This window comes from Leucobacter luti, from assembly GCF_004217175.1.
Classification (GTDB): domain Bacteria; phylum Actinomycetota; class Actinomycetes; order Actinomycetales; family Microbacteriaceae; genus Leucobacter; species Leucobacter luti.
The window spans coordinates 245,687-271,043 of record NZ_SHKI01000003.1 but is presented as its reverse complement, the minus strand read 5'-3'; the positions used below and the strand labels follow the sequence as shown (position 1 = coordinate 271,043).

General features: G+C 64.2%; 21 protein-coding genes. 15 read left to right on the top strand and 6 right to left on the bottom strand.

Going from position 1 to position 25,357, the window contains the following annotated elements; all coding sequences use genetic code 11:
- The first annotated feature begins 76 nt into the window (after positions 1-76).
- From EV139_RS04280 to EV139_RS04245, 9 genes are all read left to right on the top strand, one after another.
- A complete protein-coding gene (locus EV139_RS04280) occupies positions 77-3,160 on the top strand; it encodes a peptidoglycan DD-metalloendopeptidase family protein (protein WP_130453084.1) in 3,084 nt (1,027 codons plus the stop codon).
- A 9-nt stretch (positions 3,161-3,169) separates the two neighbouring features.
- Positions 3,170-4,048: a hypothetical protein gene (locus EV139_RS04275; protein ID WP_130453083.1), complete on the top strand. Its 879-nt coding sequence runs from the start codon at positions 3,170-3,172 to the stop codon at positions 4,046-4,048.
- 324 nt (positions 4,049-4,372) lie between these two features.
- On the top strand, positions 4,373-5,074 hold the full coding sequence (locus EV139_RS04270; RefSeq protein ID WP_130453082.1) for a hypothetical protein: 702 nt from the start codon (positions 4,373-4,375) through the stop codon (positions 5,072-5,074).
- 12 nt (positions 5,075-5,086) lie between these two features.
- A complete protein-coding gene (locus EV139_RS04265) occupies positions 5,087-6,703 on the top strand; it encodes a hypothetical protein (protein WP_130453081.1) in 1,617 nt (538 codons plus the stop codon).
- On the top strand, positions 6,700-8,940 hold the full coding sequence (locus EV139_RS04260; RefSeq protein WP_130453080.1) for a hypothetical protein: 2,241 nt from the start codon (positions 6,700-6,702) through the stop codon (positions 8,938-8,940). The genes EV139_RS04265 and EV139_RS04260 overlap by 4 nt, the downstream gene beginning before the upstream one ends.
- A gap of 149 nt (positions 8,941-9,089) precedes the next feature.
- On the top strand, positions 9,090-9,248 hold the full coding sequence (locus EV139_RS15810) for a hypothetical protein (protein ID WP_157992984.1): 159 nt from the start codon (positions 9,090-9,092) through the stop codon (positions 9,246-9,248).
- 30 nt (positions 9,249-9,278) lie between these two features.
- On the top strand, positions 9,279-10,163 hold the full coding sequence (locus EV139_RS04255; protein ID WP_130453079.1) for a hypothetical protein: 885 nt from the start codon (positions 9,279-9,281) through the stop codon (positions 10,161-10,163).
- Positions 10,160-10,552: a hypothetical protein gene (locus EV139_RS04250; protein ID WP_130453078.1), complete on the top strand. Its 393-nt coding sequence runs from the start codon at positions 10,160-10,162 to the stop codon at positions 10,550-10,552. The genes EV139_RS04255 and EV139_RS04250 overlap by 4 nt, the downstream gene beginning before the upstream one ends.
- Positions 10,552-10,815, top strand: a complete 264-nt coding sequence (locus tag EV139_RS04245; protein ID WP_130453077.1) for a hypothetical protein — start codon at positions 10,552-10,554, stop codon at positions 10,813-10,815. Before EV139_RS04250 ends, EV139_RS04245 begins: the two co-directional genes overlap by 1 nt.
- Positions 10,816-11,040: 225 nt before the next feature.
- On the opposite strand, the gene EV139_RS04240 is transcribed toward EV139_RS04245, so the two are convergent.
- Positions 11,041-11,751 (bottom strand): hypothetical protein, encoded by a 711-nt coding sequence (locus EV139_RS04240; protein ID WP_130453076.1) that lies wholly within the window; start codon positions 11,749-11,751, stop codon positions 11,041-11,043.
- A gap of 409 nt (positions 11,752-12,160) precedes the next feature.
- Positions 12,161-12,379: a hypothetical protein gene (locus EV139_RS04235; RefSeq protein ID WP_130453075.1), complete on the bottom strand. Its 219-nt coding sequence runs from the start codon at positions 12,377-12,379 to the stop codon at positions 12,161-12,163.
- A 104-nt stretch (positions 12,380-12,483) separates the two neighbouring features.
- Here EV139_RS04235 and EV139_RS04230 point away from each other — a divergent pair, with 104 nt between their 5' ends.
- The 4 genes from EV139_RS04230 to EV139_RS04215 all read left to right on the top strand — a co-directional run bounded on the left by EV139_RS04230 (position 12,484) and on the right by EV139_RS04215 (position 17,435).
- The gene (locus EV139_RS04230) at positions 12,484-12,690 is read left to right on the top strand and encodes a hypothetical protein (protein ID WP_130453074.1); all 207 of its coding nucleotides are present in this window, start codon (positions 12,484-12,486) and stop codon (positions 12,688-12,690) included.
- A gap of 126 nt (positions 12,691-12,816) precedes the next feature.
- Entirely contained in the window at positions 12,817-13,509 is a 693-nt protein-coding gene (locus EV139_RS04225; RefSeq protein WP_130453073.1) for an SOS response-associated peptidase, read from the top strand.
- 812 nt (positions 13,510-14,321) lie between these two features.
- Positions 14,322-14,855, top strand: a complete 534-nt coding sequence (locus tag EV139_RS04220; RefSeq protein ID WP_130453072.1) for a hypothetical protein — start codon at positions 14,322-14,324, stop codon at positions 14,853-14,855.
- An 864-nt stretch (positions 14,856-15,719) separates the two neighbouring features.
- Positions 15,720-17,435 (top strand): long-chain-fatty-acid--CoA ligase, encoded by a 1,716-nt coding sequence (locus EV139_RS04215; protein WP_130453071.1) that lies wholly within the window; start codon positions 15,720-15,722, stop codon positions 17,433-17,435.
- Between the two features lie 60 nt (positions 17,436-17,495).
- Here EV139_RS04215 and EV139_RS15805 read toward each other — a convergent pair whose 3' ends face one another.
- Together EV139_RS15805 and EV139_RS04205 are read right to left on the bottom strand one after the other, a co-directional pair.
- Positions 17,496-20,153, bottom strand: coding sequence for a choice-of-anchor Q domain-containing protein (locus EV139_RS15805; protein WP_157992982.1), 2,658 nt, complete (start codon positions 20,151-20,153; stop codon positions 17,496-17,498).
- Positions 20,154-20,286: 133 nt separating this feature from the next.
- Positions 20,287-21,027: a Pr6Pr family membrane protein gene (locus tag EV139_RS04205; RefSeq protein WP_198677448.1), complete on the bottom strand. Its 741-nt coding sequence runs from the start codon at positions 21,025-21,027 to the stop codon at positions 20,287-20,289.
- A gap of 150 nt (positions 21,028-21,177) precedes the next feature.
- Between EV139_RS04205 and EV139_RS04200 the strand changes: the two genes are divergently transcribed.
- Positions 21,178-21,831 carry a TetR/AcrR family transcriptional regulator gene (locus tag EV139_RS04200; protein ID WP_130453070.1) on the top strand — a complete coding sequence of 218 codons (654 nt, stop codon included), beginning with the start codon at positions 21,178-21,180 and terminating at the stop codon, positions 21,829-21,831.
- Between the two features lie 37 nt (positions 21,832-21,868).
- Here EV139_RS04200 and EV139_RS04195 read toward each other — a convergent pair whose 3' ends face one another.
- Positions 21,869-22,258, bottom strand: a complete 390-nt coding sequence (locus EV139_RS04195; RefSeq protein WP_130453069.1) for a TFIIB-type zinc ribbon-containing protein — start codon at positions 22,256-22,258, stop codon at positions 21,869-21,871.
- Positions 22,259-22,373: 115 nt separating this feature from the next.
- Positions 22,374-24,032 (bottom strand): amidohydrolase, encoded by a 1,659-nt coding sequence (locus tag EV139_RS04190; RefSeq protein ID WP_198677447.1) that lies wholly within the window; start codon positions 24,030-24,032, stop codon positions 22,374-22,376.
- A gap of 126 nt (positions 24,033-24,158) precedes the next feature.
- Here EV139_RS04190 and EV139_RS04185 point away from each other — a divergent pair, with 126 nt between their 5' ends.
- Positions 24,159-25,349, top strand: a complete 1,191-nt coding sequence (locus EV139_RS04185; RefSeq protein ID WP_130453068.1) for an RsbRD N-terminal domain-containing protein — start codon at positions 24,159-24,161, stop codon at positions 25,347-25,349.
- Positions 25,350-25,357: the final 8 nt, after the last annotated feature.

The following is a 25,357-nucleotide window of genomic DNA, read 5'->3' as shown; positions in this document are numbered from 1 at the left end:
GCGCCAAATCTAATTTCATACAGATAGACGCCCTCGCGGGTTACTGCGGGGGCGTTTTGCGTTCCCGGAGGTGGCAATGGCTGCAAAAACTGGTGCCGAAATCGCTAGCGCCTATGTGACCCTTCAGATCGCGATGCCAGGCGTCAAGAACGATGTGCGGAAGTACCTCGGTGGTGTCGATATGTCCAGCATTGGCGGGCAGATGGGGAGCCGTCTTGCTGACGGCATTAAGAAGTCCCTCAAGTACTCCGCTGCGGCAGTGGGTGGCGTGCTTGCAGCGGGTATCGGAGCCTCGTTAGTAAAGGGCTTCTCGCGGCTGAACAGCATTGACCAGGCCACGGCGAAGCTGCGAGGCCTGGGAAACTCTGCTTCCGAAGTCGACAAGATCATGGCAAACGCGCTGGCCTCAGTTAAAGGCACAGCGTTCGGGCTCGATTCGGCAGCGACCACAGCGGCCGGGGCTGTTGCCGCAGGCATCAAACCAGGCAAAGAGCTTGAAGGCGTACTCAAGTCGGTTGCGAACTCAGCGGCGGCGTCGGGTTCTGGCATGGATGAGATGGGTTCGATCTATAACAAGGTCGCCTCGCTCGGGAAAGCTCAGAATGACTCGCTGCAGCAAGTAGCGGACCGCGGCCTGCCGATTTATCAGGCTTTGGCAACCCAGATGGGTGTCACTACAGACGAAGTCTTCAAGATGGCCTCGGCAGGCAAGATCGGGTTCAAGGACTTCGAAACTGCGATGACCACTGCGGCGGGCACCGTTGCGAGCGAGATGGGGAACACTGTCTCCGGGTCGTGGGCGAACTTCATGTCTTCGCTCGGACGGATTGGGGCTGGCGCGCTTGGCGGCGTTTGGTCCTCGCTGGCTCCCGTATTGCAGGCTACAACGAACGCGCTGGGGCCGCTCGAAACAATAGCGGCATCCGTTGGCGAAAAGATCGGGAAGTTCCTTGCCCCGGCGATTGAGTGGCTGATCACCTCACTGAATAACGGCGTCGACTTCTCAATGTTCACGCCACTCGGCCTGATTTTCGAAGCACTTGCGCCAGTACTGCCAGTCGTGAGTGATGCGCTTCAACAGGTAGCAGGGGTCATTGGTGGTGCGCTCGCGAAGGTGCTTCCTGCGCTCATGCCGCCCCTATTGCAACTCGTGGAGATCTTTGCCGGGGCGCTCGGGAACCTGCTTCCGGTTCTCGCGCAGCTTTTCGGCGTTGTGGCTGACGCTGTACTGACTCTTCTCAAGCCGGTGCTTCCATTGGTGAACGTTCTTGTCGGGGCACTCGCCCCGATCATGAACGCTCTCTCGCCAATCATTGTGATCCTGGCAAATGCCCTGACTCCCCTGATCGCCCTTATCGCCGATCTACTTACGCCGGTCATTGGCTTCTTGGCTGAGGCGCTCACTTGGGTCGTTGGGATCATTACCACTGCGGTCACCAACGCTGTTCCCTGGCTTGGCCAGGCGTTTCAGAACGTGTGGGCGGTTATCAAACCGGTCGTGGATTGGTTTGGTCAGGCATTCAAATGGCTCTGGGAAACCATCCTCTCGCCGGTGTTCACCGCGATCCGGCTTGGCATTGCAATCGTCGGTGGAGTTATCCAAGGCGTCTATCTCACCTTCATCAAGCCAATCGTGAACCTGATCGGCTCAGGCTTTAAGTGGCTGTGGGCAAACGTCATTTCTCCGGTCGTGAATTGGATCAAGGAAAAGTGGGAACTGCTTGGCCTCGCGACCCAGTACATGTGGGTGACGTACATCCAGCCCGCATTCCAAGCGATCGGCGATGCCCTGAACTGGATTTGGGTGAACGTCATCTCCCCGGTTGTGGACTGGATCCGGGAGAAATGGGAGCTCCTGGGCCTCGGAACACGGATGATGTACGAGCAGTACATCAAGCCGGCGTGGGATGCGGTCTCCGCGGTGATTTCGAACGTATGGAACACCGTGAAGGGCGTCATTGACACGATGGTTCGGGTCATAACGTCGGATCCGAAGAAAGCGTTCGAGGCAGCTCGTGACGCGATCGGGACGGCTTGGAAGGGTATCCAGGATCTCGCGAAGAAGCCGGTGAAGTTCGTCGTTGAGACGGTCATCAACGGCCTGATCGACACGATCAACATGATCCCCGGCGTGAACATCCCGAAGGTGAAACTGCCCAAGGGGTTCCGTGTTGGTGGGTACACCGGCGATGTGGGTGTGGATACCGCGGCGGGTATCGTGCACGGACGCGAGTTCGTGACGCGTGCCGAGTCAACGTCGAAGATCATGCGGAATCATCCGGGTGTGCTCGAGCACATGAACCGGTACGGAGAGATCCCGGGCTACCGCAAGGGCGGCCTGGTGAACCCGCTCCCTGCTGGCTCATATTCGGTGTCGCAGCCGTGGGGCAACGCGGGCCACAACGGTATCGATCTTGCCGCGCCGATGGGTACGCCTGTCTTCGCGGCGGGTGATGGTGTTGTTGGGCTTGCCGGCAGTGTGAACATGGGCGGCAACGAGGTGTATATCCAGCACACGAATGGGCTGGGTACGAGGTATTCGCACTTGTCGCGGTTCGCAACGCAGGCGGGTACCCCGGTGAAGGCTGGGCAGCGGGTTGGGTATGTCGGTTCGACTGGCATGTCGACCGGCCCGCACCTGCATTACATGGTTCACGCGCCCGGTGGTGGTGCGGGGAACTACGGCAACCATGTGAACCCTGCCCCGTACATGGGCTTGTTCGGGAAGGACCTCGGAGATAGCGGGGGCTTGCTGGATGGGCTGATCGATTGGGCGGCGTCGCAGGTGAAGGGCGCGTTCCCCGAGGGTGGCATGTGGGTTGATGCTGCGGCGGGGCTCGCGAAGGAAGCCGCGAAGACCGCGATCGATGTGTTCATGCCGAAGATCGGCACGGACGCGGGGACCACGCTCTACGACAACGGGGGCTGGTTGCAGCCTGGTGTGTCGCTGGTGGAGAACAAGACTGGCCGGCCGGAGCACATCCTGACTGATTCGCAATGGGACGCGATCGCTGCGGATCGTGATGGTTCCCGGGGCCCGGTGACGGTGTTCATCGGGGATCGCCAGTTCGAGGGGTGGATGGATGACCGTGCTGATGCTGCGGTGGATCGCGGCTTCGAAGATCAGGCTGCCGCTGGGCGGTTCGCCGCGTATGTGTAAGGAGCGTTCATGACTGATCTGAGTTGTGGGTCTTTGACCTACGCGGGGGTGTCTTTCCAGTTCGGGGAGGGCACCCCCTACGCGATTACGAACTTCAAACGCGGCACCGCGGGCTACCGGACTTCGGACCGGGACCGGGTACGGCGTGATGGCCGGCAGATGGGCCGAGACTACAAAGCGGGACCGTCCCACGAGCTCAGTCTTGCTGTGCTTGGTGAGGGCGGGACGCGTGCGGAGCGTGAAGCTGATGTGCGTTCGCTGGTGCGAGCGTTGGCGGCGGTGTGGTCTGCGGATTCGTTGCGGTCTCAGTCTGGGGCGGTGGCGGAGCTGCGGGTCGGTGATCGTGTCGCGCGCGGCCGGCCCCGAGATTTCATGCCGGATGATTCCGGACTGTGGGACGGCACGGATGAACCCGTGCTGGTGTTCGACGCCACCGATGACCACTGGTACGGGGCTGAGGAGGCCACCACGATCCGGTTTGTGCCGGTGTTCACGGGTGGGTTGCCGATCTCGGCGGAGGTGCCGTTCGTTCTGGGCGGTGGCAGCGGGGAGTCGTCGTACATGGTCACTGTTGGTGGTGATGTGGCGGCGTGGCCGGTGTTCGAGCTGCATGGGCCGATCCGTGACCCGTTTATCGAGGTTGTGGGTGTGGGGCGCCTGGTGTTTACCGGGCAGCTTGCTTATGACCAGACCCTCACGGTGAACACGAGTGATGGGTGGGTGAAGCGTGACGGGGCGGCGTTCCCGGGTGCGTTGTCGCCGGCGGGGTCGCGGTTGTCGGATATGGCGTTGCGGCCTGGCTCGTATCAAGTGTTTTTCGGCGGCTATGACCCTACGGGTTCTTCGTCTTTGGATGTTCGGGTTGCTCCGGCGTTCACGAGTTTTTAGGGGTGTGTGATGGTCGATTTTGGGCAAGCTTCGTACATTGACGGGACAGTTATTCCGGGGTCTGAGTTGCGGCGGAACACGCAGCGGGATGCGGGGCCTGGGTCTGGTGTGGTGCGGTCGGGTGATTTGAAGATCACGCAGATGGACACTCCGGGGCCGGGGGTGAAGATCGCGGTGGGGGACGCTCTGATTCAGTCGCGAGCTCCTGGTGCTGAGCGGGAGACGTATGGGTTTCCGTTGGTGACGGCGCAGAACTATTTGGGGGATGGCGGGGATGGGATCCCGGGCACTGGGTCGTCTGTGCCGTCTGGTGGGCGGCATGACATGGTGTTTCTTGAGATCCTGGATCCGGGGCTTCCGAAGTTCTACACTCCGGTGGAGGAGTGGCCGGTGGGGCAGTCGGTGAAGCTGTCGGTTGTTCAGAATGTGCCGGCGGCTGCACGCACGATTGATGATGTGCCGGCGTTGGTGAACGTCACTGGGTATGCGTTGGCGTTGATCACGTATCCGGCGTCGACAGCGACGGTCACGAACGCGATGATTCGTGATCTGCGCAAGCTGCAGCGGGCGATCGAAACGACCGAGGTTCGTGCGTACCAGGCCACTGGGGTGACCACGCCGGAACTGATTGAGTCGCCAACTGCGGAGACGTGGCCGCATTTCGCGGAGACTGCCGGGGTGTTGTCGGTCGATATTCCTGACGATGCGCGGTTGGTGAAAGTGATCATGACGGTTTCTGGCTACAAGCATGTGGACGGTTCGCCGGCTCGGGGGCGGTTCTGGTTCCAGTTGGGGGCGAACGCTCACCCTGATCATCAGGAGTCGCAGCACACGGAGTGGGCGGCGGACCGGCCTGGCCCGATTCGGGTTGCGTACACGATGCCGGTTCCCGGGTCGATGCGTGGAACCCTGCAGAAGTTCTATCCCCGGGCGCGACGTGATGCCGGGACGGCGGCGCAGGGGCCGGCAGCGGATTGGGCTACGAACGTCGACTTCACTGCGACGTTTGTTCCTGACGTGTCTTAGTAAGGGGGTGAGATGCTTCGCTACATTGTTGAGCGCATTTCTGATGGGAAGTTCCTCGAGTTGGAGCTTCCCATCAGTGTTTCTGGGGCAGGGCAGGCATTGTGCGGGGCGGGCAGGTTCTCGGGCACCGTCGTCCCGGTGGCGGACGCATACCGCTTTGCTGGGACGGATCAGCTGATCGACCCGTACGCGACGTTCATCCATGAGGAAGCTGACGGGGTGATCCGTGGAACGTGGGTGGTGACGCGTTCGGAAGTGGATGGGTTTGATTGGAAGATCGAGGGGGCGGGGTTTTCTTCGCCTCTCTCGGGGCACCCCTACGAGGGGGAGTACCGCGGTGTGAAGGTCGATATGGCTTCTGTGGTGCGGGAGCTCTGGGGGAGCCTGCAGCGCTTCACCTCATCACGCTTCGGGGTGACCGTTGAGGGCATGACGGGTGTGGTGCGGGGCACTGACTCTGATGAGAAAGCTGCGGCCGCGAAGCTGGTGTGGGAGACCGCGAAGCAGGTTCACAAGGTTGCGGCGGATAAGCGCAAAGCGAAGTATGCGGAGCTTAAGAAACGGTCCGCTCCGTACGACGCTCAGATCAAACGTTTGAACGATGAAGCGAAGCCGTTGCGGGACGCGTACGCGGCGGTCGTGAAGCAGCAGAAGCCCGCTCGAGATGCGTATACGGCGCTGAACAAGGAGCGGGCGTTGAAGCGGGACGCGTACAACGCGCTCGTGAAAGCGAAAGCCCCTGACGCGCAGATCGCTGCTGCGAAGGCTGCGGTGGACGCGATGAAGGAACCGATCGACGCGCAAGCTGAAGTGGTGAAAGCGCTGAACCCGGTTCGGGAGGCTGCAAAAGCTCCTGTCGATACGAAGAACGCGCAGATCAAGGTAGTCCTAGCCAACAAGGCTGTCGTGATCGAGCCGTTGCGGGCACAGTACGAGGCGCTGAAAGAGGCTGAGGAAGCGCCGAAAGAAGCGTTGGATCTTGCCAAAGACAAGCACGACGCTGCGAAGGAGCAGGCTCAGAAAGACGGTGGCGCGTGGAAGATTCTGTGGTGGGACACCCCCGACAGCTCGCAGGAGATGCAAGAAGCCATCGATGAAGCCGGGTGGGAATGGTACGAGTGGTCTGGCTGGAACGCTGACCGTACGAGGGTTTTGAAGCAGATCCGCCTGGTGCCGCGCGTGGGTCGCCGGCAAACCAATCTCAGGTTCGTGGGCGAGGCGAACATCATTGAGCCGGTCGTGGTCGAGTCCGATGTGTCGCAGTACGCGAACACGGTCCTCGCGATCGGTGCGGGTGAGGGGCGTGACGCGCTCAGAGTGACTGTGGGGGCGACGGACACGCGCCGTCGAAAGCTTGTCGCGGTCGATATGAAGCACATCACCCGCAAGGCCTCGTTGGAGGTAGCGGCCCGTGCGGAGCTGCGGCGGCGGATGCGGCGCCTCAGCGTGGACGCGATCCGCGTGGATGCCTCTCACCCGAACGCTGAGAAGGGCACGTTTGGTGTGGGAGACGAGATCCTCATCGACGCCGAGATTGAGCATCTGGGTCGCGTTCGTTTGTGGCGCCGGATCGAAGAGATCGAGTGGATCGGCCTGGACGAGGCGGACCTGAAGCTAGGAGACGTATGAGCATCCCACTGAAGCGCAAAGTGTTGCTGTGGCGTGACGCTGAAGCGCGGGCTGCCGAGGCGCGTAAGCGGGCTGCGCAGGCCCGCACAGGGCAGGTCGTGCGATCCACGATTGATGTGGGCGACAACACGGTGCCGATGGACGAAGCCCTGGTTGGCGGGGTCGAAGCTGGGGAACTGTCTGAGCTGCAGCAGGAAGCGCTCGACCTTCTGGACCAGGACCAGGCAGACAACCTCGACATCTATCTTGAAGGCCCCAGCCTTGATATCGATGACCAGATTGATGCGTCAGAACTCGTCAACGAGACGATCCAGGAGGGCACGGATCGGTGGGAAGAAATCGCTGATGCTGGTGAAGTGGCCCACGAAGCCGCAATGGACGCCATCGGAGTTAACCGCGCGGTGGACGAGGCGCAAGAAGCCGCGGAGCAGGCAGCTGTGGATGCGTCCTACGCGACGGAAACTGCGCTTGGCAACGCGAGGTATCGGCAGATCGACGGCGGCGAGATCGTGCCCACTCTCCCTGATGACGGGGTCCGTGTTGGTGCGGAACTCGTCCGGGTACGTGAGAACGGGAAGCCCTACGAGGCAAATGTTTGGGACGGTGGCGCTTGGGTGCACGCCCAGTACCTCGCTGACGAACTCATTGTGCCGAGTGATGAAGGGGCGATCCGGCTCGCGGATGGAATCGTTTCGGCTCCCAACCTGTCTACTGATGCACTCGATGCGAAGGTAATTCGGAATGGGCAGTTCTTCGGCGGGTACATCGAAGCGCCAACCATTGCCTCGTCGTCGCGGTTGGGGACCGGCGCAAACAAGCTCGCAGACCCAGCTTTCGAGTCACAGATTGACACTGCGTGGATCGCGTCTGGGCACCTGGGGGATGCAGCGGTTCTGCAACGTGACACGATCACTTGGGACCAGTCATGGACGATGCCGAATGCGTCGGGCGTGACCGTGACTACCAGAAACCGTGGGTCGGTCGTGGCCGAGCTACGGTCCCGCACGTTTGTGCGAAAGACCGGTACGGCGGTCATGCCGAACTATGCGTGGATGAGGCAGACCTCGCGCGGGTTCAACAACCCGTACAAGTTCGTCAACCAGAGCGCGCTTACGTTTACGTATGGGAGCGGCGGTAGGTTTGACCCGTCCTTCGCGGAGGTTACCGAACCTGCCCGCAACGCTGATGTTTCGAGAACTACCTACCTGACAAACTCTTCGGTAGTTATGGTTGCCGCAGGGGAGCGGTGGAATATTCGGCTCGAGTACACCGTGCCGGGGCAGTATTCTCGTTCGTTCCTTGCTGCCGCATCTGTCGAAATCGTACGTGCTGACACTCTTGCCGTTCTGGTGTCGGTGCCAATCAGTAGTGCGCAGCTATCTGCAGGCAGCTTGAACGCGTGGTGGAACGCCTCGTACACCGGGGAGGTTCGGTATCGGGTACGGGCAACGTATACGGCAGCGGGGACGGGCCTGAACCGAACTACGACGAGTGCATCGTGGAGCAGGCGCACGAGGTCCGGCGTGCAGGACGCCGAGTGGGTGGGTACAAGCGCCCTTGTCGGTCTCGGGTATGGGGGCTATCCAGCTTCCTACACAGACTCGATCCCAACTGCATACGCGCAACGGGCCACGCTGGAATGGGAGATCAAGACAGCGGTATTCGCTCAGGTCGAGCCCACCGCGGGGTGGCGTCTCACTGAAGATGACGGGCTTGAACTGTTTAACTCACTCGGCGCCCGAACTGCGCGCCTGAACGGTGCCGAGAACTATTTCTCTGGACGCTTGGCTACAGCTGAATCTGGTGAACGGCTTGAGGTGTTCGGGACCGCGATCACGGTATACGACGCGTTGGGAAACGTGCTGAGCTCTATCGTCCACCAAGGCGATCGCTTCGCCTTTGGTTCGCAGGCGGCGTTTCCTGGTGACACCGTGGGCAACGTTATGCTCCCGTCTTCGATCGGGGCGCCTGTGACAGTTGTCCGCAAGGGCAACTCGATCATGGTGAAAATGTCGGCGTTCCCGATCACAGTCGCGGCGAACACGTATCTCACTGTTGCCGCGATCGGGTCGGAGTACGCGCCAGCCGGAACCCTCGGTGTGGGGAACGCGTACAAGTCGGGTGGCACCAGCCGCTTCGGGCAGATGCGTGTTTCCGGCGGTGCTGTGCAGGTCATCTTCTCGGAAGCGCTGTCAAACGTGGACGCCTATGGATCGGTCACCTATCTACTCCCGTAACCCGGTGGGCTCATGAAGGAGCAAAACATGTCATATCTCACGCAGGCTCGCCTCGCTGGCGACACCCACATCCTGCTCCGCGTCACCGCGTGCGCAGCAACCGAGAAAGCCCCGACCCCCAGTTCTGGGCGCAAGCTCAGGCGTGGCAGTTGTCCGCGCAGCCCGGGTGGGATGCGGCCTACGCGTCCGCGCTCGCGGCTGGCAACGAAGAGCCAGGCGCGGACCCGGGAGTCATCACTGACGGGATGATCCTCGCCGCGGTCCGAGCCCTCAGAAACCCAGCCCCCGACGATTCGAGCCCCGCCTAACCGCGGGGCTCTCCTATTTCAGGAGCTCTCATGGCCTACAGAACACTCATCAGCCCGAACTTTGAGGCGAAGTCAGCGGCCGGTGGTTGCTTGATTCAGGCGCAGAAGGTTGTGGGTGCTGGGGGTGGCCCGCACTCGGCGACGTCGGCGGCGAACCAAACCCAGTATCGGCACTATGACCGGAACTTTCCTACGGACGCGCTCGCGGTGGTGTGGTTCTCCCACTGGGGAACGTACTGGAACTACATCGAGCAGCGGTACACGTATGAGGATTACGGGCACGTCGTCGTCACGACTCCCGACGCTTTCGGGATCGGGCAGCGCGGGTTCTATTCGTCCCCGAGTGAGGGCATCGGTGGGGAGTGGTTCCGCACGATCGAAGAGGTTGAGCGGGCGTTCAACTCTGTCTTCCGGTTCTGGTCGGAAGACCTCAACGGGGTGCGCGTGTGCGCGCCTGTCTCGATACCGAACATCATCGTGCCGGCACCGCCCGCACCGATCATCTTGGAGGACCCCATGCCGGAACGGCACAGCACAAAGGAATACAACGGTGGGCAGGTGTGCGCGCCGGGTAAGTGGACGACGCTGCACATCAACGAGAAGCGGCACGTCACGATCCTCCACCCGGGTGCGAAGCGTCGTGTCGGGACGACGAACGCGATCATCCACACGGATGGGGAGTTCGAGGCCCGGTTCGTGTATGACACCGTCAACACGAAGACGGAGCGCGTTGCGAAGTCGTCAGGGTCGGTGATCGCCCGCTATGACCGCAAGGGCGTGCACGCGTGGCCGGTCGACCTCTCCGCGAAGGGTGCGAACACGGAGACGCGGTTGCGGGTGCAGGTGCGGCCCGTGGGGGCGAAGCCAGTGAAGGTCAGTGCGATCCGCACCGTCACTGATTACTGGGAAAAGTGAGCGAGGACCAACTGCGGGTGCTCCTTGGAGACCTGAGCGCCGTGCAGCTCGGATTCTGGGCGCTCGCGGTCATCGCGCTCGCGTTCTTCGGAGTGAAGATGTGGCCGTGGCTGAACCGCTTTGTCGCCACGGTGAACGCGCTCGCTGACCTACCCGCAAAACTCAGCACGATCTCCGACATCGAACAGAAGGTGGTGCGTATCGAGTCGCAGGTGAAAGACATCCACCACGAAACCCATTTCAACTCGGGCACGTCGATCAAAGATGCGACGGTGCGGATTGAGAACAAGGTCGACGCTCTACAAACGCTGATGGAGACCGGAGACGCGGCCCTGAACGAGCGCGTCGAAGACATCGAGAACACGCTGCAACCACCGAAGGAGAACTGATGACTGAAACTGTTGGCGATGTACTGAAGGCGCTCGTACGGACGGTCGTGCCGGCCGTTGTCGGTCTGGTGCTGTCCTATCTCGCGCAGGCTGGCCTGCAGCTTGACGCGGCAACGGCGGAGTCCGTAACGCTGCTGTTCGCGACGATCTTCACGGCCTCGTACTACGCGCTCGTGCGTGCCCTGTCGCAGCGTTGGGCGTGGTTTGGGTGGCTGCTCGGCTATCCCACGAACCCGACGTACGAGCCGCGCCACGGAGAGTAAGCTGGCGCCCCCTCACTCGCCCTTCTTGGGTAGGTGAGGGGGCGCTTTGGTGCTTGCCGGCTCGAGCCTGCTGGGTTAGTGCTAGCGGTCTCGTTTTGACCGTTTGCGAATCGTTCGTATGACCAGCCAGGCGGCGCCCGCGACGAGCAGAACCAAAACCGCTGTCCAAAGGACGTCGTAGAAAGCGAATGTCATTTCATGCAACCTTTCTCTATCGTCTTGGAGTTACAGATTTGTTGAAACGTTGGACCAGGACCCATGGCCTTTGAGTGTGAGGGTAACGGTTCGAGACCAGAGAACGTTGAAAGCAGTCATGTCGAAACTGAACTGCGCCATTGCCGGGTTTGACTTCGAGGTAGATTTCTCCGTGATTACCCGCAAGGACTTTCCAGAAATGCTGTGCCCGATCGCACGGTGCACAACGGCTTGGCTGACCTTTGTGATGCGAGTTGTCTTTCGGTAGTGGTAGTTGGCTTTGAACGAGTAGGCAAAGCTAATGCCGTCGTATGCAATCCTGGCTCCCTTGACATACGTGATCGGGGCAGCGGCCCTTGTTTGGATCACTCCCGACGCCGTGTCCGTAGTGTGTTCTCCACCACTTACCGTGAGAATGCCTATCGAGCCATCAGAGTAGGTCGATCGGACCTCTGTGGAGTCTCCATCCACGATCTCCTCTACTGAGACCGGCTCTACTTCACCGGGCCTATCCGCTTCAGGGAGCACCCCCGCCTCAAGTCCCTCAAGAAGGGGGCCCTGGTCAGATGGGAGTACCCCATTTGACTGCATTTCTTCCTGTAGTTCTTGCGCCTGGCCTGACGAAAGCTCAATTGATTGAGCGGTGTCGGATTGGTCTGGCACGGACGCGATCGCAGGCGTGGCAGTCGCGAGAAGAGCGCCCGCAAGCATCGTCGCGATCAGGGGCTTCGTTGTTTTCATGCACTATCTCCAGATCTGTATGGCCCCCACCCTTGTTGCCGAGCGTACCAATGAGGGGCGCGTTGAGTGCTTGCTGCGCAGAAAAGGTGGTCCTTGGTTCATGTTGCCGATGAAAGCAGAGGCTGGGCCACCGACTGTCGCACATGCTGGCTCCTTGCTGCCTTTGCGACTTCGGCGGAGAGCGCACAAGAACAGCCTCGGGCCAGGTAGCGAGATGTATGTATGTCGCTTCGCCGAGAGGATACGCAGTGGGCCTCGGGATTAGTGGTTGTTGCGTGCAGGCAACGAGCGGAGTATCGAGTTTGTTGAGAACTAGAAAAGAGCTAGGCCGGCTGGCGCACCAAGTAGTCGCGGTACTCATTGCCCCCTGTGGTGTCCTCCGGGACACTACAGGGGGCCTCTTTTGCGTTTAGAGGCCGTCGTAGTTCTCTTCCCGGTGTCGGCGCGTGGGGTTCGTGGTGGCTTTGAGGAAGAGTCGCACGAGTGACTGTTTCTTCTCGAAGTAGGCGTGGCGTTCGATCTGGCCGGCGGCGTATTGTTCTTCGAGCTCGCGGAGTGTGTCTTCTGCGGCGGACGCGTCGAAGCGGGAGTGTTGTTCCCCGAACTCTTCACTTGCCCTGATTGCCACGCTGGTCCTGTCCTTATCTTGCCGCTTTCGCCAGGCACCATTCTTCCCCCGTGTGCTGCAAAAGGGGCTGGCAAGCCCCGGTATCTATGTATTACCTTTGAGTAATGGCTGATCAGAGATTCTTGCGGCTCCCGCTGTTCATTCAGGACATCGTGACGGGTGGACTCGACACTGAGATTGCTGATGCGTTTGCTCGAATCAAGGAAGCACAAGACGCCGGCGATGAGGCGGCAGTTCGCTTTTCCGAGGGAGATATCCTGCGCGCATCGGTCTTGCGTGAGCGGCTCACTGGCGAGGCTGGGAACGTATAACCGTTCGAATCGCGTCGGCGCGGGTCCACGCCCGCGCGGAAAGCAACACCTTTCGCTGCCCGTCTGGCGTAACTCTGGGCGATGCGGTGACTGTTCGTCGTTGAAGGATGCGCGTACTCTGAACGCATGTGCGGGAGAGTCATCGTTGACTACGACGAAAACATGGACGTTGCCAAGGGGACGGAGCTTGCCAGCTGGCTCGAGCAACGCCCCGAGGGGTATCAGGCGACTTGGAACCTGAAACCCACCCAACCTCTGCCTGTAGCGTTCACTGACCACAAGAACGGGACGCACCGCTTCGAGTACGCATACTGGTCGCTCGTTCCTATCTGGTCGAAAGAACTGAAAACGAAGTTCCCGACGTTCAACGCCCGCTCAGAAACGGCCGCCGAGAAAGCGAGCTTCAAAGCGTCGGTGAAGAACCGCCGCTGCATCATCCCTGTCACGGGGTTCTACGAATGGACTGGCCCGAAAACGCAGCGCACCCCGCACGCGATCTTTGGTCCAGCCCCGATTATCCCGATGGCGGGCCTCTACTCCTGGTGGCACGAGCCCGACGCCGGCGACGATGAGGGCTGGCACCTCACTGCAACAATCCTCACTCGCGCGTCAGCCGGGGTGATGGAGCCCTTGCATGATCGTATGCCCGTGTTCATGTCGGATGAGCTCCTTGGAGACTGGCTGGACCCGGACACGGTTGGTGACCAACTGCTGATGGGTGCTGTTTCTGACGCGTCTCTCCCGATCAGCGAGCAGCTGCGAGAGTATGCGGTGAAGCCGCTCCGTGGGGACGGGCCCGAACTCATCCTGCCCGCCTAGCCTGCCCTGCTGAGCAGGTACCTCGCGAGTTCAGCACCGAGCGAGGCAGTGCGCTCTGTTCTGGGGGAATGGTCATGCCCATCGCGTGGGCATGGTCCGGGGTAGACGAGACGCGACGGGCACTTGTCGTGAGCCTAGGTGTTACTCCGGCGCCCGTCAAGGATGCCGGATGCAAGAAAGCCCGCCGAGCATCAGTAATGATGCGGGGATCCGGCGGGCATTCAGTGAAACTCTACCTAGAATGATGCGCGTGCATCGAGTTTGGTCAAGAGTTGCACGGTTTTGAAACACAGCGGTGCCCGCCGCGTAAGCATGCTCCGGGGATAGGGACTAAACGCGACAGGCACTCAGCGAAAACAGTAATGCTCGCTTTGCCCGCATGCCAAGTGACACGCAGCGTCTAGCGGCAGAGTGAGCCCTTCCGGGTCCAAACCGCAAACTTGTGGCCGAGTTTGCAGCCACTTCAGGCTCTCTGTCAGTTGCAGAAGAGGTCCTTGCGATGCCGGTGGGCGAGTCTCACGGAGCCGAGCACGCTAAAGACCGTCTCTGAAAGGCTGTTAATGGACCCGAGCCGGGCTAACAGCCTCGGGCGAGGGGGCCGTGCTTCCTGTGACTTTGGTATTGCGTTCCAGAAGCAGCGTACTGTGGGCAATAGGGGCCCGGTTCAATACTCAGTGACTCTCACGTCGTTCTCAGACGTACTTCATGGTCGCAGGGTCCCCTCTTGCAAGTGTGGACAGTGAGGCTCTCTTGGTTTCGCTGCTCGTCTTTTCGTAGCCAGGGTTGCTGGGGTGAAAGTAAGGAGAGATCTCATGAACTCATCATTAGAAACCAACGACACTTCTCTGGGGTTAAGCACGGTCCTCGTCGGATCCTTGCCAGACACTCTTCAAAGTGAGCAGGCGCCAGAACTGTATACGGTGGAAGCTATCTTTACCCGCCGCCCAGAGCAGGAGGAAGTGGATGCAATCGTCAGTGCCGGGTCTCGTGTCTATCTTGCTGGCCGGGGGTATCCGGACGTCAGACTGACGGTTGCTGACCGGCGCCTTCAGATCGAGAACTCGTCGCTCGAATTGCTGCGTGACGGGCTTGCGGAGGTGATTGCGGATCTACTTCTGGAAATTAGTAACCTGGTTCAGCAGCACCAACGCGAAGCCACGGCGATCTTCCAAGACCTGTTCGAAAGGGAGACCGCGCGAGAAGCTGCGGTTGTTGAACTGGCAGAATCCGTTGTATTTGCGCCCAAGGCGGACTTGCCTGTTCGCCAAGCGGGGGATGCTACTAGTGAAGGCGAAGCAGGGCAGGTTTCAGAATGGTTGGATGAAGGCGGAGCGTTGCGCCCATAGCTGACCCAGCGCCGAGTTCTGGGCTTCCTGTCAAGACTGTCAGGGTGACAGTGCGCGGCGCATTACTCGCGTATGGTCAGGCTTGAGGGCCGAGGATTCTCGGGGCTCAAACAGAAAGTGGGACAGCATGTCCAACAAAGAAGAGAAGCAGAAGCCGGTCGCCAATCCTGAGGCACCGAAGGCGCCAGAACCTAAGGCTGAGGCCGACAAGGCTGGCACGCAGTAGCTAGTACTAAGCGCTGAACGTTGAACCCTTGCCCAGATATTGGGTGAGGGTTCTTTTGCGTCTATCGAGAAGACGCTGCGCAGTCCTGTGGATAGGTCGCTAGTGCTCGAGAAATCGGGTCCTGATGTGGGTGCCTGCCTGTGGCTCGTGCCTCGCTTTCGCTGTCTCCGAGACCGCGCTCTCGCCCGCGATCTTGACGCGCTCGTCGTCGTTGTTGCGGAGGTTACGTTGATCTTTGGGGAGGCTGGCGGCTCGAATCGAACAACAGCATCAACGGGAATGAAGCGAGGCCATTGGGGGCGATCCCGTGCCCACATTTTGCCCACATTTTTGTGGGCACGGCCCGGAATCAGTGGGAAGCTACGGGGCGGGATCCCTTTATTTAAGCCAAACTCACCCCTCCCCATAAGGGGCCTTTAGAACCACGACTTCTTCTCGGGATCGGGCTCCTCCTACGTCATCGGCAAGGCTGAGGCCACCGAAGACGAGGACTGGGACTTCTAGCCCCACCCAGCGGATCAGGCGATCCGCGAATTGCCCCGCGGGGCTCGGCTGAGCGCGAGCCGAGCCCCGCGGGTTTTTGTGGGCGCGGCTCGGCGGCGCGCACACCCTACTCGGGTGCCCGTTACCCTTGAGGCATGCACCTGAACGAAACTCGCGCGTGGAACCGGTTCTACGCTCCCGGCACCCCGGTCGATGTCGAGCCGGTCACCGGCTCCCTCGTTGATCTGCTCGAGGAGCGCTGCACGCAGTGGGCGGACCGCGACGCGATCAGCTTCTTCGGCCGGACGGTCAGCTACCGCGACCTGGGCGACCGCGTGGCGCGCGTGGCCCAGGGTCTCGCCGACCTCGGGGTGAAGGCCGGCGACCGCGTCGCGCTCATCATGCCGAACGCTCCGCAGCACGTCATCGCGTTCTACGCGGTGCTGCGGCTCGGCGCCGTCGTCGTGGAGCACAACCCGCTTTACACCCGCGACGAGCTCGAGGTGCAGTTCCGCGACCACCGGGCCACCGTGGTGGTCGCGTGGAGCAACGTGGTCGCCAGCGTGCAGGCGCTGCCCGCCGAGCTGGGAATCGAGACGATCGTGTCGCTCGACGTCACCCGCGCCATGCCGTTCGCCACTCGTGCGGCCCTCCGGCTCCCGATCAGCAAGGCGCGCGAGTCGCGCGCAAAGCTCACCACCCAGACGACGGGCACGGTGCCGTTCGCGCAGCTCGAGCGCGCCCGGCCGCTGCCCGCCAGCCACCCGCGCCCCGGCCGCGACGACATCGCCTGCCTGCAGTACACCTCCGGAACCACGGGCACGCCGAAGGGCGCGATGATCTCGCACGGCAACCTGTGGGCGAACGCCCGCCAGGGGGCCGCGTGGATGCCCGACTTCACGCGCGGCGAGGGCAGCATCTACGGGTTGCTCCCGATGTTCCACTCGTTCGGCGTGCTGCTCTCGGTGATCTACTCGGTGGAGACCGGCTCGCGCGCGGTCCTGTTTCCCACCTTCGACCCCGAGCTCGTGTCGCAGGCCGCGAAGCGCTTCCCGCCAACCTTCGTGCCGGCCGTGCCCCCGATGTTCGACCGGCTGGCGCGGGTGGCCCGCGACGGGAAGCTCGACCTCAGCGGCGTCGTGTACGCGATCTCGGGCGCAATGACGCTCACCCCCGCGATCGTCGACCGCTGGGAGGCGCTCGCCGGCAGCATGCTCAACGAAGGCTACGGGCTCACCGAGACGAGCCCGGTCGCGCTGGCCAACCCGTTCACCGAGTCGCGGCGGATCGGCGCGATCGGGATCCCGTTCCCCTCGACCGACATCCGCGTCGTCGACCCGGAGGATCCGAGCCGGCAGGTCGCACTCGGAGAGGTGGGGGAGCTGCTGATCGCCGGCCCGCAGGTGTTCCACGGGTACTGGAACCGCCCGGAGGAGTCCGCCGCAGCGATGCACGACGGGATCTGGCTGCGCACCGGCGACCTCGTGGTGCAGGACGACGACGGCTTTGTTACCGTGGTCGACCGGAAGAAGGAGCTCATCATCACGGGCGGCTTCAACGTCTCGCCGAGCGAGGTGGAGCGCGTGATCAACGGCGTCCCCGGCATCGCCGAGTCCGCAGTGGTGGGTGTGCCGCGCGGCGGCGGCGCCGAGGTGGTGACGGCCGCGGTGATCCTCGAGCCCGGGGCCGTGTTCGACGAGGAGGCCGTGCGCGCCGCGGCGCGCGAGCAGCTCGCCGAGTTCAAGCGCCCGAGCACGTACATCGTGTGGGAGGAACTCCCCAAGTCGCTCATCGGCAAGGTGCTGCGCCGACGCGTGCGCGATGCACTCGTCGCTGACCGCCACGCGGTGCGCGCCCCCGAGGTCGAGTAGACCTTACACGCAGTGGGCCGGGAGTCACAGGGTGACTCCCGGCCCACTGCGTGTACGGAACTACACCCTGGAGCGTGCGCTCCGGCGGGAGGCGACGAGGGTTGCGCCGCCGGCCGCGGCGAGCGCGGCCGCGAGTGCGAACCAGGCGGCGGGCGATTCGCCACCGGTGGTCGCGAGCCCGTCGGTTCCGCCGGCGGGCGGCTGGGCCGTGCCCGGCTCGCTCGGGTCGGTGGGCTCGGCCGGGTCAGTGCTCGCCGCGGCGCGCTCAACGATGGTGACCGTCGCGCTCGTGTCATCCCCCAGCACGGCGTTTCCGCTCGGGTCCTCGAGCGTGGCGGTGAGGGTGCGCGTTCCGGCCTCCCCGCGTGCGAGGGTCTTGATGGTGAACGTCTGGTCCGCGGTTTCCCCGTCGGCCCAGCGCACCACGATGGTGTCGTCCACGTAGTCGGTCCCGGCGATCGCGGCGCCGTCGGCGGCGCGCGCTGCGGCTCCGCCTGAGAGACGCACGGTCGCGGAGACCTCGCCCGCGCTAGAACCGGTGCGCGACGCGGTGAGCGTGGCCGGCTTTCCGGCGGTCACCCGAGCGGATCCGTCGAGCCCCAGCATCGCGGAGACCTCATTCAGCACCACCTCCACCGCCCCGCGATCGGGCGCTGGCCCCTGCGGGCGGGCGACGCCGCGCTGGTCGGTGGCGGTTGCCGCCGCGGCCGCCGCGCTGTCCACGAGCACGGAGGACGTCGCGGGGAGGTGGGTGAGGATCGTGCTGCCATCGCGGAATGCCTGGCCTCCGTTTTCGGCGAGCTCCCAGAGGCCCATCGCGGCCGCCGTTGCCGCGTCGGCGCCCAGCGCCGCGCCGCTCGCGTCGGTGACCGTGGTGCTCGTCGCTACGGGGACGGCAGCGTCTTCCGCGCGCATGGCGCTCAGGCCGTCGCCGGTCTGGATCGCGGAGTTTGCGACCTGCATGGTCACGTTGTCCTCGCCCATGCCCGCCTGTGCCACGCCGAGGCCGTGCATCGTGACCTCGGTGAGCCGCAGGGCGCCCGCCGCGGAGTAGACCTGCACGGCCTGCTCGGCGTAGCCCTCGCCGCCCTGCGTGCCGGAGAACGTGGAGTTTTCGATCTCCACCGCGGCGGCGTCGGCGTCCCAGTCGCCAAACACGCCGGCCACGAGGTCGTTTGCCTCGCGCCCCCCGTTGTTCGCGAACGTGGTGCCGCTCACCTTCACCGCGGGGACGGTCTCCGACGCGACGCGGGCGACCGCGGCCCGCGCGGGCACCGCAGCACTGAAGTTCACCATGACGCCGCCGGGGCCCTCGCTGGTGCTCAGCTCGACGAACTGCGAGTCGGTGAGCTGCAGCACGGGCTCGGTGAGCGGATCGCTCGTGGCGATGTGGGCGGTGACCGCCGGGGTCGATCCGTCGTCGAGGCGCCCCACGCGCGCGACGTCGCTGCGTTCAATCGTGAGCCCGATGCGGTCGCTCTGCTCCCACCGGCCGGTCGCCTGGTAGTCGATCGCCGATCCGAGCAGGTCCGTGAGCGACGAGTCCACCACTGCGAGACGCCCCGAGACGCCCTGCAGCGCGATCGCGGCCTGGCCGTAGCCGTGGGCGCGATCCTGCGCGGGCTGAGAGATGCTCGTGTTCGCCACGAGGACGTCGCCGTAGACCTGCCGCAGCGCGACGACCGAGGGCTGCGCGGCGGGCAGATCCGGCTCGGGGAACACGTTCGTCACAGTGACCTCGTTGAGCACGAGGAGCGGATCAGTGGCGCTCGGCATATCGGCCGCAAGCTCGCCGCGGCCGAGCACGCCGGGCACGGCGATGAGCGAGGCCTGGTTGAGCGTGTTGCTGGCGTTTCCGTCGCTGAGGGTGACGTGGTCGAGCGTGATGCGCTGATCGTCGCCGAGGTACCCGTCCCAGACGGTCACTGCCGCCGTGTCGAGCCCGGTAAGCGTGCTGTTCGTGAGCGAGAGCTCGCCGTGCAGGGTCTGGGTGTCGATGAGTGAGGTGTGGTTTCCGGAGATCGTCGAGTCAACGCGCAGCCCGTCCGCGTAGATCGAGCCGCTGTCGGCGCGCACCTTGGCGAGGCTCCCGAGGCCCGAGAGTGTCAGATCGCGGTACACGAGCGGCACGTCGCGGTCGGTGCTGCTCGAGACGAAGACGGCCTCGAAGAAGCTGCCGTCTGGGTCGAGCTGGCCATCGATGGTGAGTGACGACATGCTTGCCGAGATCGGGCGGTCGACGAGCAGTGTGGCGTCCAGCAGGCTGCCGTAGTAGTCAGGGATCCACTCGGGATCGTTGAACCGGGGAGTGAGCGCGTCTGCGGGCGGCGTCTCGAGGCGGTGCTCGGGATCCGGGCTCGCGAGGAGGATCTTCGACGTGGCCGCGTCGGCGCCGCACACGCGAACCGATTCGGTGAGCGGGACGGTGTAGTCGGCGACCACGGTCATGCCGGCGGGGATCACAACGCTGTCGATGCCCGGGTTTTCGTTCGCTGCCCAGACGGCCTGGTAGAAGGAGCCCTCGCCCGTGCCCTCCGCCGCCGAGACAGTAAACACGGTGCCCGCGGTGCACCCGGCATCGGGGATGGCGGGTGGCGGGAAGTCGCCGACCGCTGGGGCCGCGGCGACGCGCGGCTCCGCGCCCGCCGGTGCCGCGGCCGAGAGTGCGAGGAGTGCGGCGAGCCCGCCCACCCCGATTGCGTACAGCTTCGATCCCACGTCATCCCCCGATGCTGCGGTGCGCAGCGCGGGAGCGAGATACCGGGCAGTGGCGGGGCCCCCTCGCCCACACACAACACCTGTGAGACTATTCTGCGCTTCACGTGTAGTCAATGGGCGCTGCCCGTGGGCGCTACCCGCGCGAGCTCAGCGCTCGCACCGCCCGCGCGAGCAGTCGGTCGATACAGACGTAGACGTAGCCGACGCCGATCAGGGCCACCGACAGCGCCAGGATCCACAGCGCGACGCCGCCGACCCCGTGCGCATCGACATTGAGGAACGGGTACGGGTATCGCAGACCCGGCGCGAACTCGCCGCCGAGACCGCCGTACACGAGCGCAAACACGAGGTACGCGTAGGGGATGAGCGCCCAGAGCAGCGGGTCGAACCAGCGCAGCCGCCCCTTCGGCACGAACACCAGCCAGTCGAGGATCAGCAGGATCGGCGTGATGATGTGGATCAGGTTGTCGGTGAGCGAGAACGGTGCGTAGTCGCTGTCCTGCGTGAACGTCGCGGGGACCAGCACGATGAGGTAGACGAGAAACGTCACCGTGATCGCCATCATGATCGCACCGCTCCAGCGCGCCGACGGGGTCGAGTGCCCGCGTGGGCCGGTCGCCGCGATGTCGCGCACCGTGCGCACGATGAGTAGCGCGACCCAAACGAGGCAGAGCAGATTGCTCAACACCGTGTAGAACCGCAGCGCACCCCAGGAGGGGTCTGCGGTGAAGGCGCCGGTGATCCGCACGATCCCGGTCAGGATCACGGCGAACGCGATGATCCGGAACCCGAGCGCGAGGAGCCGGAAGGTGAGCGCTCCCTCGGCGAACGCGCCGAGTCGCGGGGCGGAGGATGGCGCGAGGAGCTGGGTCATGGGTCTATTTGACCACGCGCGGCGCGAGATTCCCGCCCGGTGCGGGCGGTGTGTGCCACGAAGGTCCCGGCGGGGCGGTCGGACTAGACTGTCTGGGACCCTGTTGCGCCACATTCGCGGCGCACTCGCGAGCACACGGAGGTGGCACACATGAAGCGAGGCCGCCTTGACCAGCGCACCATCGTCGACGCGGTGCTTGAGCTCGCGAGCAGCGAACCGCAGGCCCGGATCACGTTTAAACGCCTCGGCGAGGCGCTCGGGGTGGACGCGACCGCCATGTACCGGCACTTCCGCAACAAGGACGAGCTGACGCGCGCGGCGCTCGACCGACTCGCGGGGATCGCCACCGCCGACGCTCGGGCGAGCACCGGCGATTGGCACGGCAGGCTTGAGCGATTCGTGTCGCGCATGGCAGAGCTGAGCCTCGAGCACCCCGCGATCGGCGCGGAGTGGGCGATGGTGGATCCGGTCGGGCCGGGCGATGTCGCCTCCGACGAGTTCATCCTCGAGATGCTCTCAACGGCGGGTCTGACCGGTCGCGACCTGATCACGGCGTACGCGGCGGTCTCGGGATTCACGCTCGCGCAGAGCGCCGCGCTCGCGCAGGAGGCGCTCGTGCGCCGGGACACCGCTCGTGACGGTTCGATCCCGTGGATCAGCACGTTCGGTTCGGTCGACCTCGCGTCGTTCCCGCACGTGCGCGCGCACCGCGACGAGCTGCTCGCCATCGACGGCCTCACCGTGTACCGCGCGGGGATCACCGCGATCCTCGAGTCGATCGCGCGCACAGCAACGGCCCCCTGACGATTCAGAGGGCCGCGCTCGTGAGCCCGGTGCGGGGCTACTCGAAGATGTCGCCGAGGAAGTCGAACGGGCTCTTCTTTTTCTTGTAGCGCGGGTCGCCGTAGCGACCGTCGCCGGAGTAGCCGTCGCGGCGGCGATCGTCGCCGCCGCGCTGGCCGTGTCGAGGGTCCATGTACTGCTGCGGCACCGGCTGCTGGTACTGCTGCTGCGGGGCGGCCTGCACCTGCTGCACGGGCTGCGGGGCGGCCACCGGCTGCGCGGCCTGCTGCTGCGCGGCGAACGCCTCCGCCTCCGACTGCGCGCGCTCAAGCATCTTGTCGAGCTCTCCGCGATCGAGCCAAATACCGCGGCACTGGGGGCAATAATCGATCTCGATCCCCTGACGCTCACTCATGAGCAGGGTCGTTCCGTCCGTGGGGCAGTTCATGCTCTCAAGCGTAGGGTGCGGGCCCTGCCCGCAAGCGCTCAGCCCCGGTTCTGGGGGCAGATTCACGGCTGGGGTGCGGCTGGGGTGCGGCTGGGGTGCGGCGGCCGCGGTACGCCTACGCCAGTCGGTCCGCGCCGTGCACCACGACCCCGCCGACCACGGTCGCGACGACCTCGATCTCGCTGATTCGCTCGCTCGGGACCACGAGGGGATCCTCGCTCAGGAACACGAGGTCAGCATACTTGCCGGGCTCGATCGACCCGCGATTCGCGGCCTGACCCGTGGCCCGGGCAGAGCCGATCGTGTACGCGGCGAGTGCCTCTGCAGCGGTGAGTCGCTCTGCCGCGCCAATCACGGTGCCGGCCGCGGATCGCCGCTCGACAAACGACTGGATGCCCGCGAGCGGCTTGCCGGGCGCGACGGGGCGATCCGAGGACCCGGGGAGCATGATCCCGCGGTCAACGAACGATTTCGCGCGGTAGAGCTGCGGCTCCCGGTGCGCCCCGATCCGGTCGACCATTGCATCGCCGAACTCGTGCAGGAAATACGGCTGCGGGGTGACCGCGACGCCGAGGTCAGCGAGGAGGTCGAGCTGATCGTCTCGTACGATGCCCGCGTGCTCAATGCGGTTCGGAATCGCGCGCCGGCCGTAGCGCTCCTGGGCCTCACCGATCACAGCGATCGCCTGATCGACGGCGGCGTCGCCGATAGCGTGCATGGCGATCGACCACCCCGCGGCGTAGGCAGCGAGTGCGCGCTCCCGCAGCGAGGCGGCGCTCTCCTGGAGGTAGCCGTGATTGCCCGGGCAGCCGATGTAGTGCTCGGTCACGGAGGCGGTTGAGCCGAGCAGCGAGCCGTCGCTGAAGATCTTCACGGGGCCGAGCTGGAGCCGATCGTCGCCGAACCCGGTGTGGATTCCGCCGTCGAGTGTGAGTACTGCGGGCTCCTCCCCGTGCCCCGGGACCGGGTGCAGCGCGTCGATGATGAACATCGGCTGCATGCGCGTGTGGAGCAGACCGCGCGAGTGTGCGAGCTGATACGCGGCGAACTCGCGCGGGGAGTAGCCGATCCAGCCGCCTGCGATCCCGGCGTCCGTCACGCTCGTGATCCCCTCGCGCACGTACTGCTCGGTGGCCAGTTCAAGCGCCCGCACGAGCGTCTCCACCGGGTAGGGCAGCAGGAGGTTCTGCACGAGCGACATGGCGTTCTCTTCGAGCAAGCCCGTTGGCCGACCCGCTTCGTCGAGCACCACCAGTCCGCCCTCGATGGGATCGGTGAGGCTGCGCTCCGCGGCAATGAGCTGCAGCGCGACCCCGTTGACGAACGCCGCGTGCCCCGAGTTGTGTTTCAACCACACGGGCCGCCCGCCAGCAGCGGCGTCGAGCGCGTCGCGATCCGGGTACTGCTCGCCGAGCCGGATGTGACTGAATCCCGCCGCGATGACCCACTCGTCAGCGCCCATACCGTCCGCGTATGCGGCGATGAGCTCGTAAAACTCTGCGAGCGTGGTCGCTGCGCTGAGATCGAGCTCAATCTGGGTCAGCCCGAACCACACACTGTGCGCGTGCACATCATTAAATCCGGGCGCGACGGTCGCGCCGCCGGCGTCGATCGTTCGTGCGCCTGGAACCTTGATTGGCGCCTCAGAGACCGCCACGATCCGGGTGCCGCGCAGGTGGATCGACGACGCGTGCGGCTGAGCAGGATCCTGCGTCAGTACGTTCGCGTTCAGAATGACCAGGTCGTGATCGTTCCCGGCGTCGGCAATCTGCATGAACGTGGCTCCCTTGACTGGATTCGATCCGCGCGGGTCGCGCGGCCCTGCTGCCTCCATCATCGCGGCCGCCGTCAGGCCCACTGCTGGGCAAAGCCCCTCACTCTCGCGGGTAACATTGTGCGTATGCACTCCGGGGGGATTGATCGGGCCGAGCGTGAGACGAACGGGCCCATTACGTGGGACTGGATCCTGGGCCAGCTCACCCACGAGCTCCCGGATCTCGTTGAGGATTTCTTGCGGGAGTTTCGGGCAACCGAACCATACCCCGGGGATCAAGTAGATCAGCAGGACATCGCCGACACCGCGAAGCACACCTTTGAGGTCCTCATCCGCCGGCTGCGCAGCGAACCCGACCCACCGGGCACGGCGGGCCTGATCGAGCGCTTAGCAGCCCGCCGGGCTCAGCAGGGAGTGCCGCTCTCCACGTTCTTGCGCGCGGTGCGCATCGACTTCCGGGTGATGTGGCTGCGCGTCCAGCGCATCGCCGGCGAAGACGGTAGCGCGGTGCTCGCCGCCAACGCCATGCGCCTCCTCGACACGGTCGACGGTTACGTCGACGCGCTCCGCGAGGCGTATCGCGCCGAGGCTTCGCGCATCGACCGCACAGACGCCGCGCAGCGGCAGCGCATGATCCTGCGACTCTTCGGCGAGACCCCGCTCGTGGCCGACGATATCGAGCTCGTGGCGACGCGGCTCCGGATGCGCTCCGACGCGACCTTTGAGGTGGTGGCCGTGATGGGGGAAGCAACCGCCGCCATGATCGCGCGCTACGGAGCTGACCGGGGGGTGGGGATTTCGGAGAGCGCGAGCGACCTCATCCTCTTCCGTGAGCAGCGAGCAACCGACGGTTGGCGCAGGGACGCTCCCGGCATCGGCGGGTACGTCGGCGACGTTCAGGGGCTCGCTGGGGTCCCCGGAGCCGCCCGCGTTGCACGCGAGGTCGCGCGCCACGCACCCAGGGTGCCGCTCGTGCTCGCCACCGAAGAGGAGGTCTGGCCAACCGTGGCGCGCGCCCACCTCGCTGGCGTCTTCCCCCGCTACACGGAGGCGATCGATGCGGCACTGCGCACGGTGTCCGAGCACGAGCGTGGTCGGCTGCTCGAGGCGGTCGGCTCCTACCTCGCTACCGGATCGGTGAAGGAAACGGCCGAGCGCCTCTTCTGCCACCGAAACACCGTGATCAATCGCCTGCGTGCATTCGCTGAGCTCACCGGCTTCGACCCGACCGTTCCGCGCGACGCCGCGTGGATTACGGTCGCGCTCGCCCCAGAACCGGCGCGAGCAATTATGCAATCGCACAAGCTGCCGCGCTGATCCCGGTG

Bases quoted from the DNA above. Each gene is read 5' to 3' on its own strand.
- EV139_RS04225 (WP_130453073.1), top strand. From the start codon at position 12,817: ATGTGCGGGAGAGTCATCGTTGACTACGACGAAAACATGGACGTTGCC.
- EV139_RS04280 (WP_130453084.1), top strand. From the start codon at position 77: ATGGCTGCAAAAACTGGTGCCGAAATCGCTAGCGCCTATGTGACCCTT.
- EV139_RS04260 (WP_130453080.1), top strand. From the start codon at position 6,700: ATGAGCATCCCACTGAAGCGCAAAGTGTTGCTGTGGCGTGACGCTGAA.
- EV139_RS04245 (WP_130453077.1), top strand. From the start codon at position 10,552: ATGACTGAAACTGTTGGCGATGTACTGAAGGCGCTCGTACGGACGGTC.
- EV139_RS04240 (WP_130453076.1), bottom strand. From the start codon at position 11,751: ATGAAAACAACGAAGCCCCTGATCGCGACGATGCTTGCGGGCGCTCTT.
- EV139_RS04185 (WP_130453068.1), top strand. From the start codon at position 24,159: ATGCACTCCGGGGGGATTGATCGGGCCGAGCGTGAGACGAACGGGCCC.
- EV139_RS04200 (WP_130453070.1), top strand. From the start codon at position 21,178: ATGAAGCGAGGCCGCCTTGACCAGCGCACCATCGTCGACGCGGTGCTT.
- EV139_RS04220 (WP_130453072.1), top strand. From the start codon at position 14,322: ATGAACTCATCATTAGAAACCAACGACACTTCTCTGGGGTTAAGCACG.
- EV139_RS04215 (WP_130453071.1), top strand. From the start codon at position 15,720: ATGCACCTGAACGAAACTCGCGCGTGGAACCGGTTCTACGCTCCCGGC.
- EV139_RS04205 (WP_198677448.1), bottom strand. From the start codon at position 21,027: ATGACCCAGCTCCTCGCGCCATCCTCCGCCCCGCGACTCGGCGCGTTC.
- EV139_RS04190 (WP_198677447.1), bottom strand. From the start codon at position 24,032: ATGCAGATTGCCGACGCCGGGAACGATCACGACCTGGTCATTCTGAAC.
- EV139_RS04195 (WP_130453069.1), bottom strand. From the start codon at position 22,258: ATGAACTGCCCCACGGACGGAACGACCCTGCTCATGAGTGAGCGTCAG.
- EV139_RS04255 (WP_130453079.1), top strand. From the start codon at position 9,279: ATGGCCTACAGAACACTCATCAGCCCGAACTTTGAGGCGAAGTCAGCG.
- EV139_RS04270 (WP_130453082.1), top strand. From the start codon at position 4,373: ATGGTGTTTCTTGAGATCCTGGATCCGGGGCTTCCGAAGTTCTACACT.
- EV139_RS04230 (WP_130453074.1), top strand. From the start codon at position 12,484: ATGGCTGATCAGAGATTCTTGCGGCTCCCGCTGTTCATTCAGGACATC.
- EV139_RS04275 (WP_130453083.1), top strand. From the start codon at position 3,170: ATGACTGATCTGAGTTGTGGGTCTTTGACCTACGCGGGGGTGTCTTTC.
- EV139_RS04265 (WP_130453081.1), top strand. From the start codon at position 5,087: ATGCTTCGCTACATTGTTGAGCGCATTTCTGATGGGAAGTTCCTCGAG.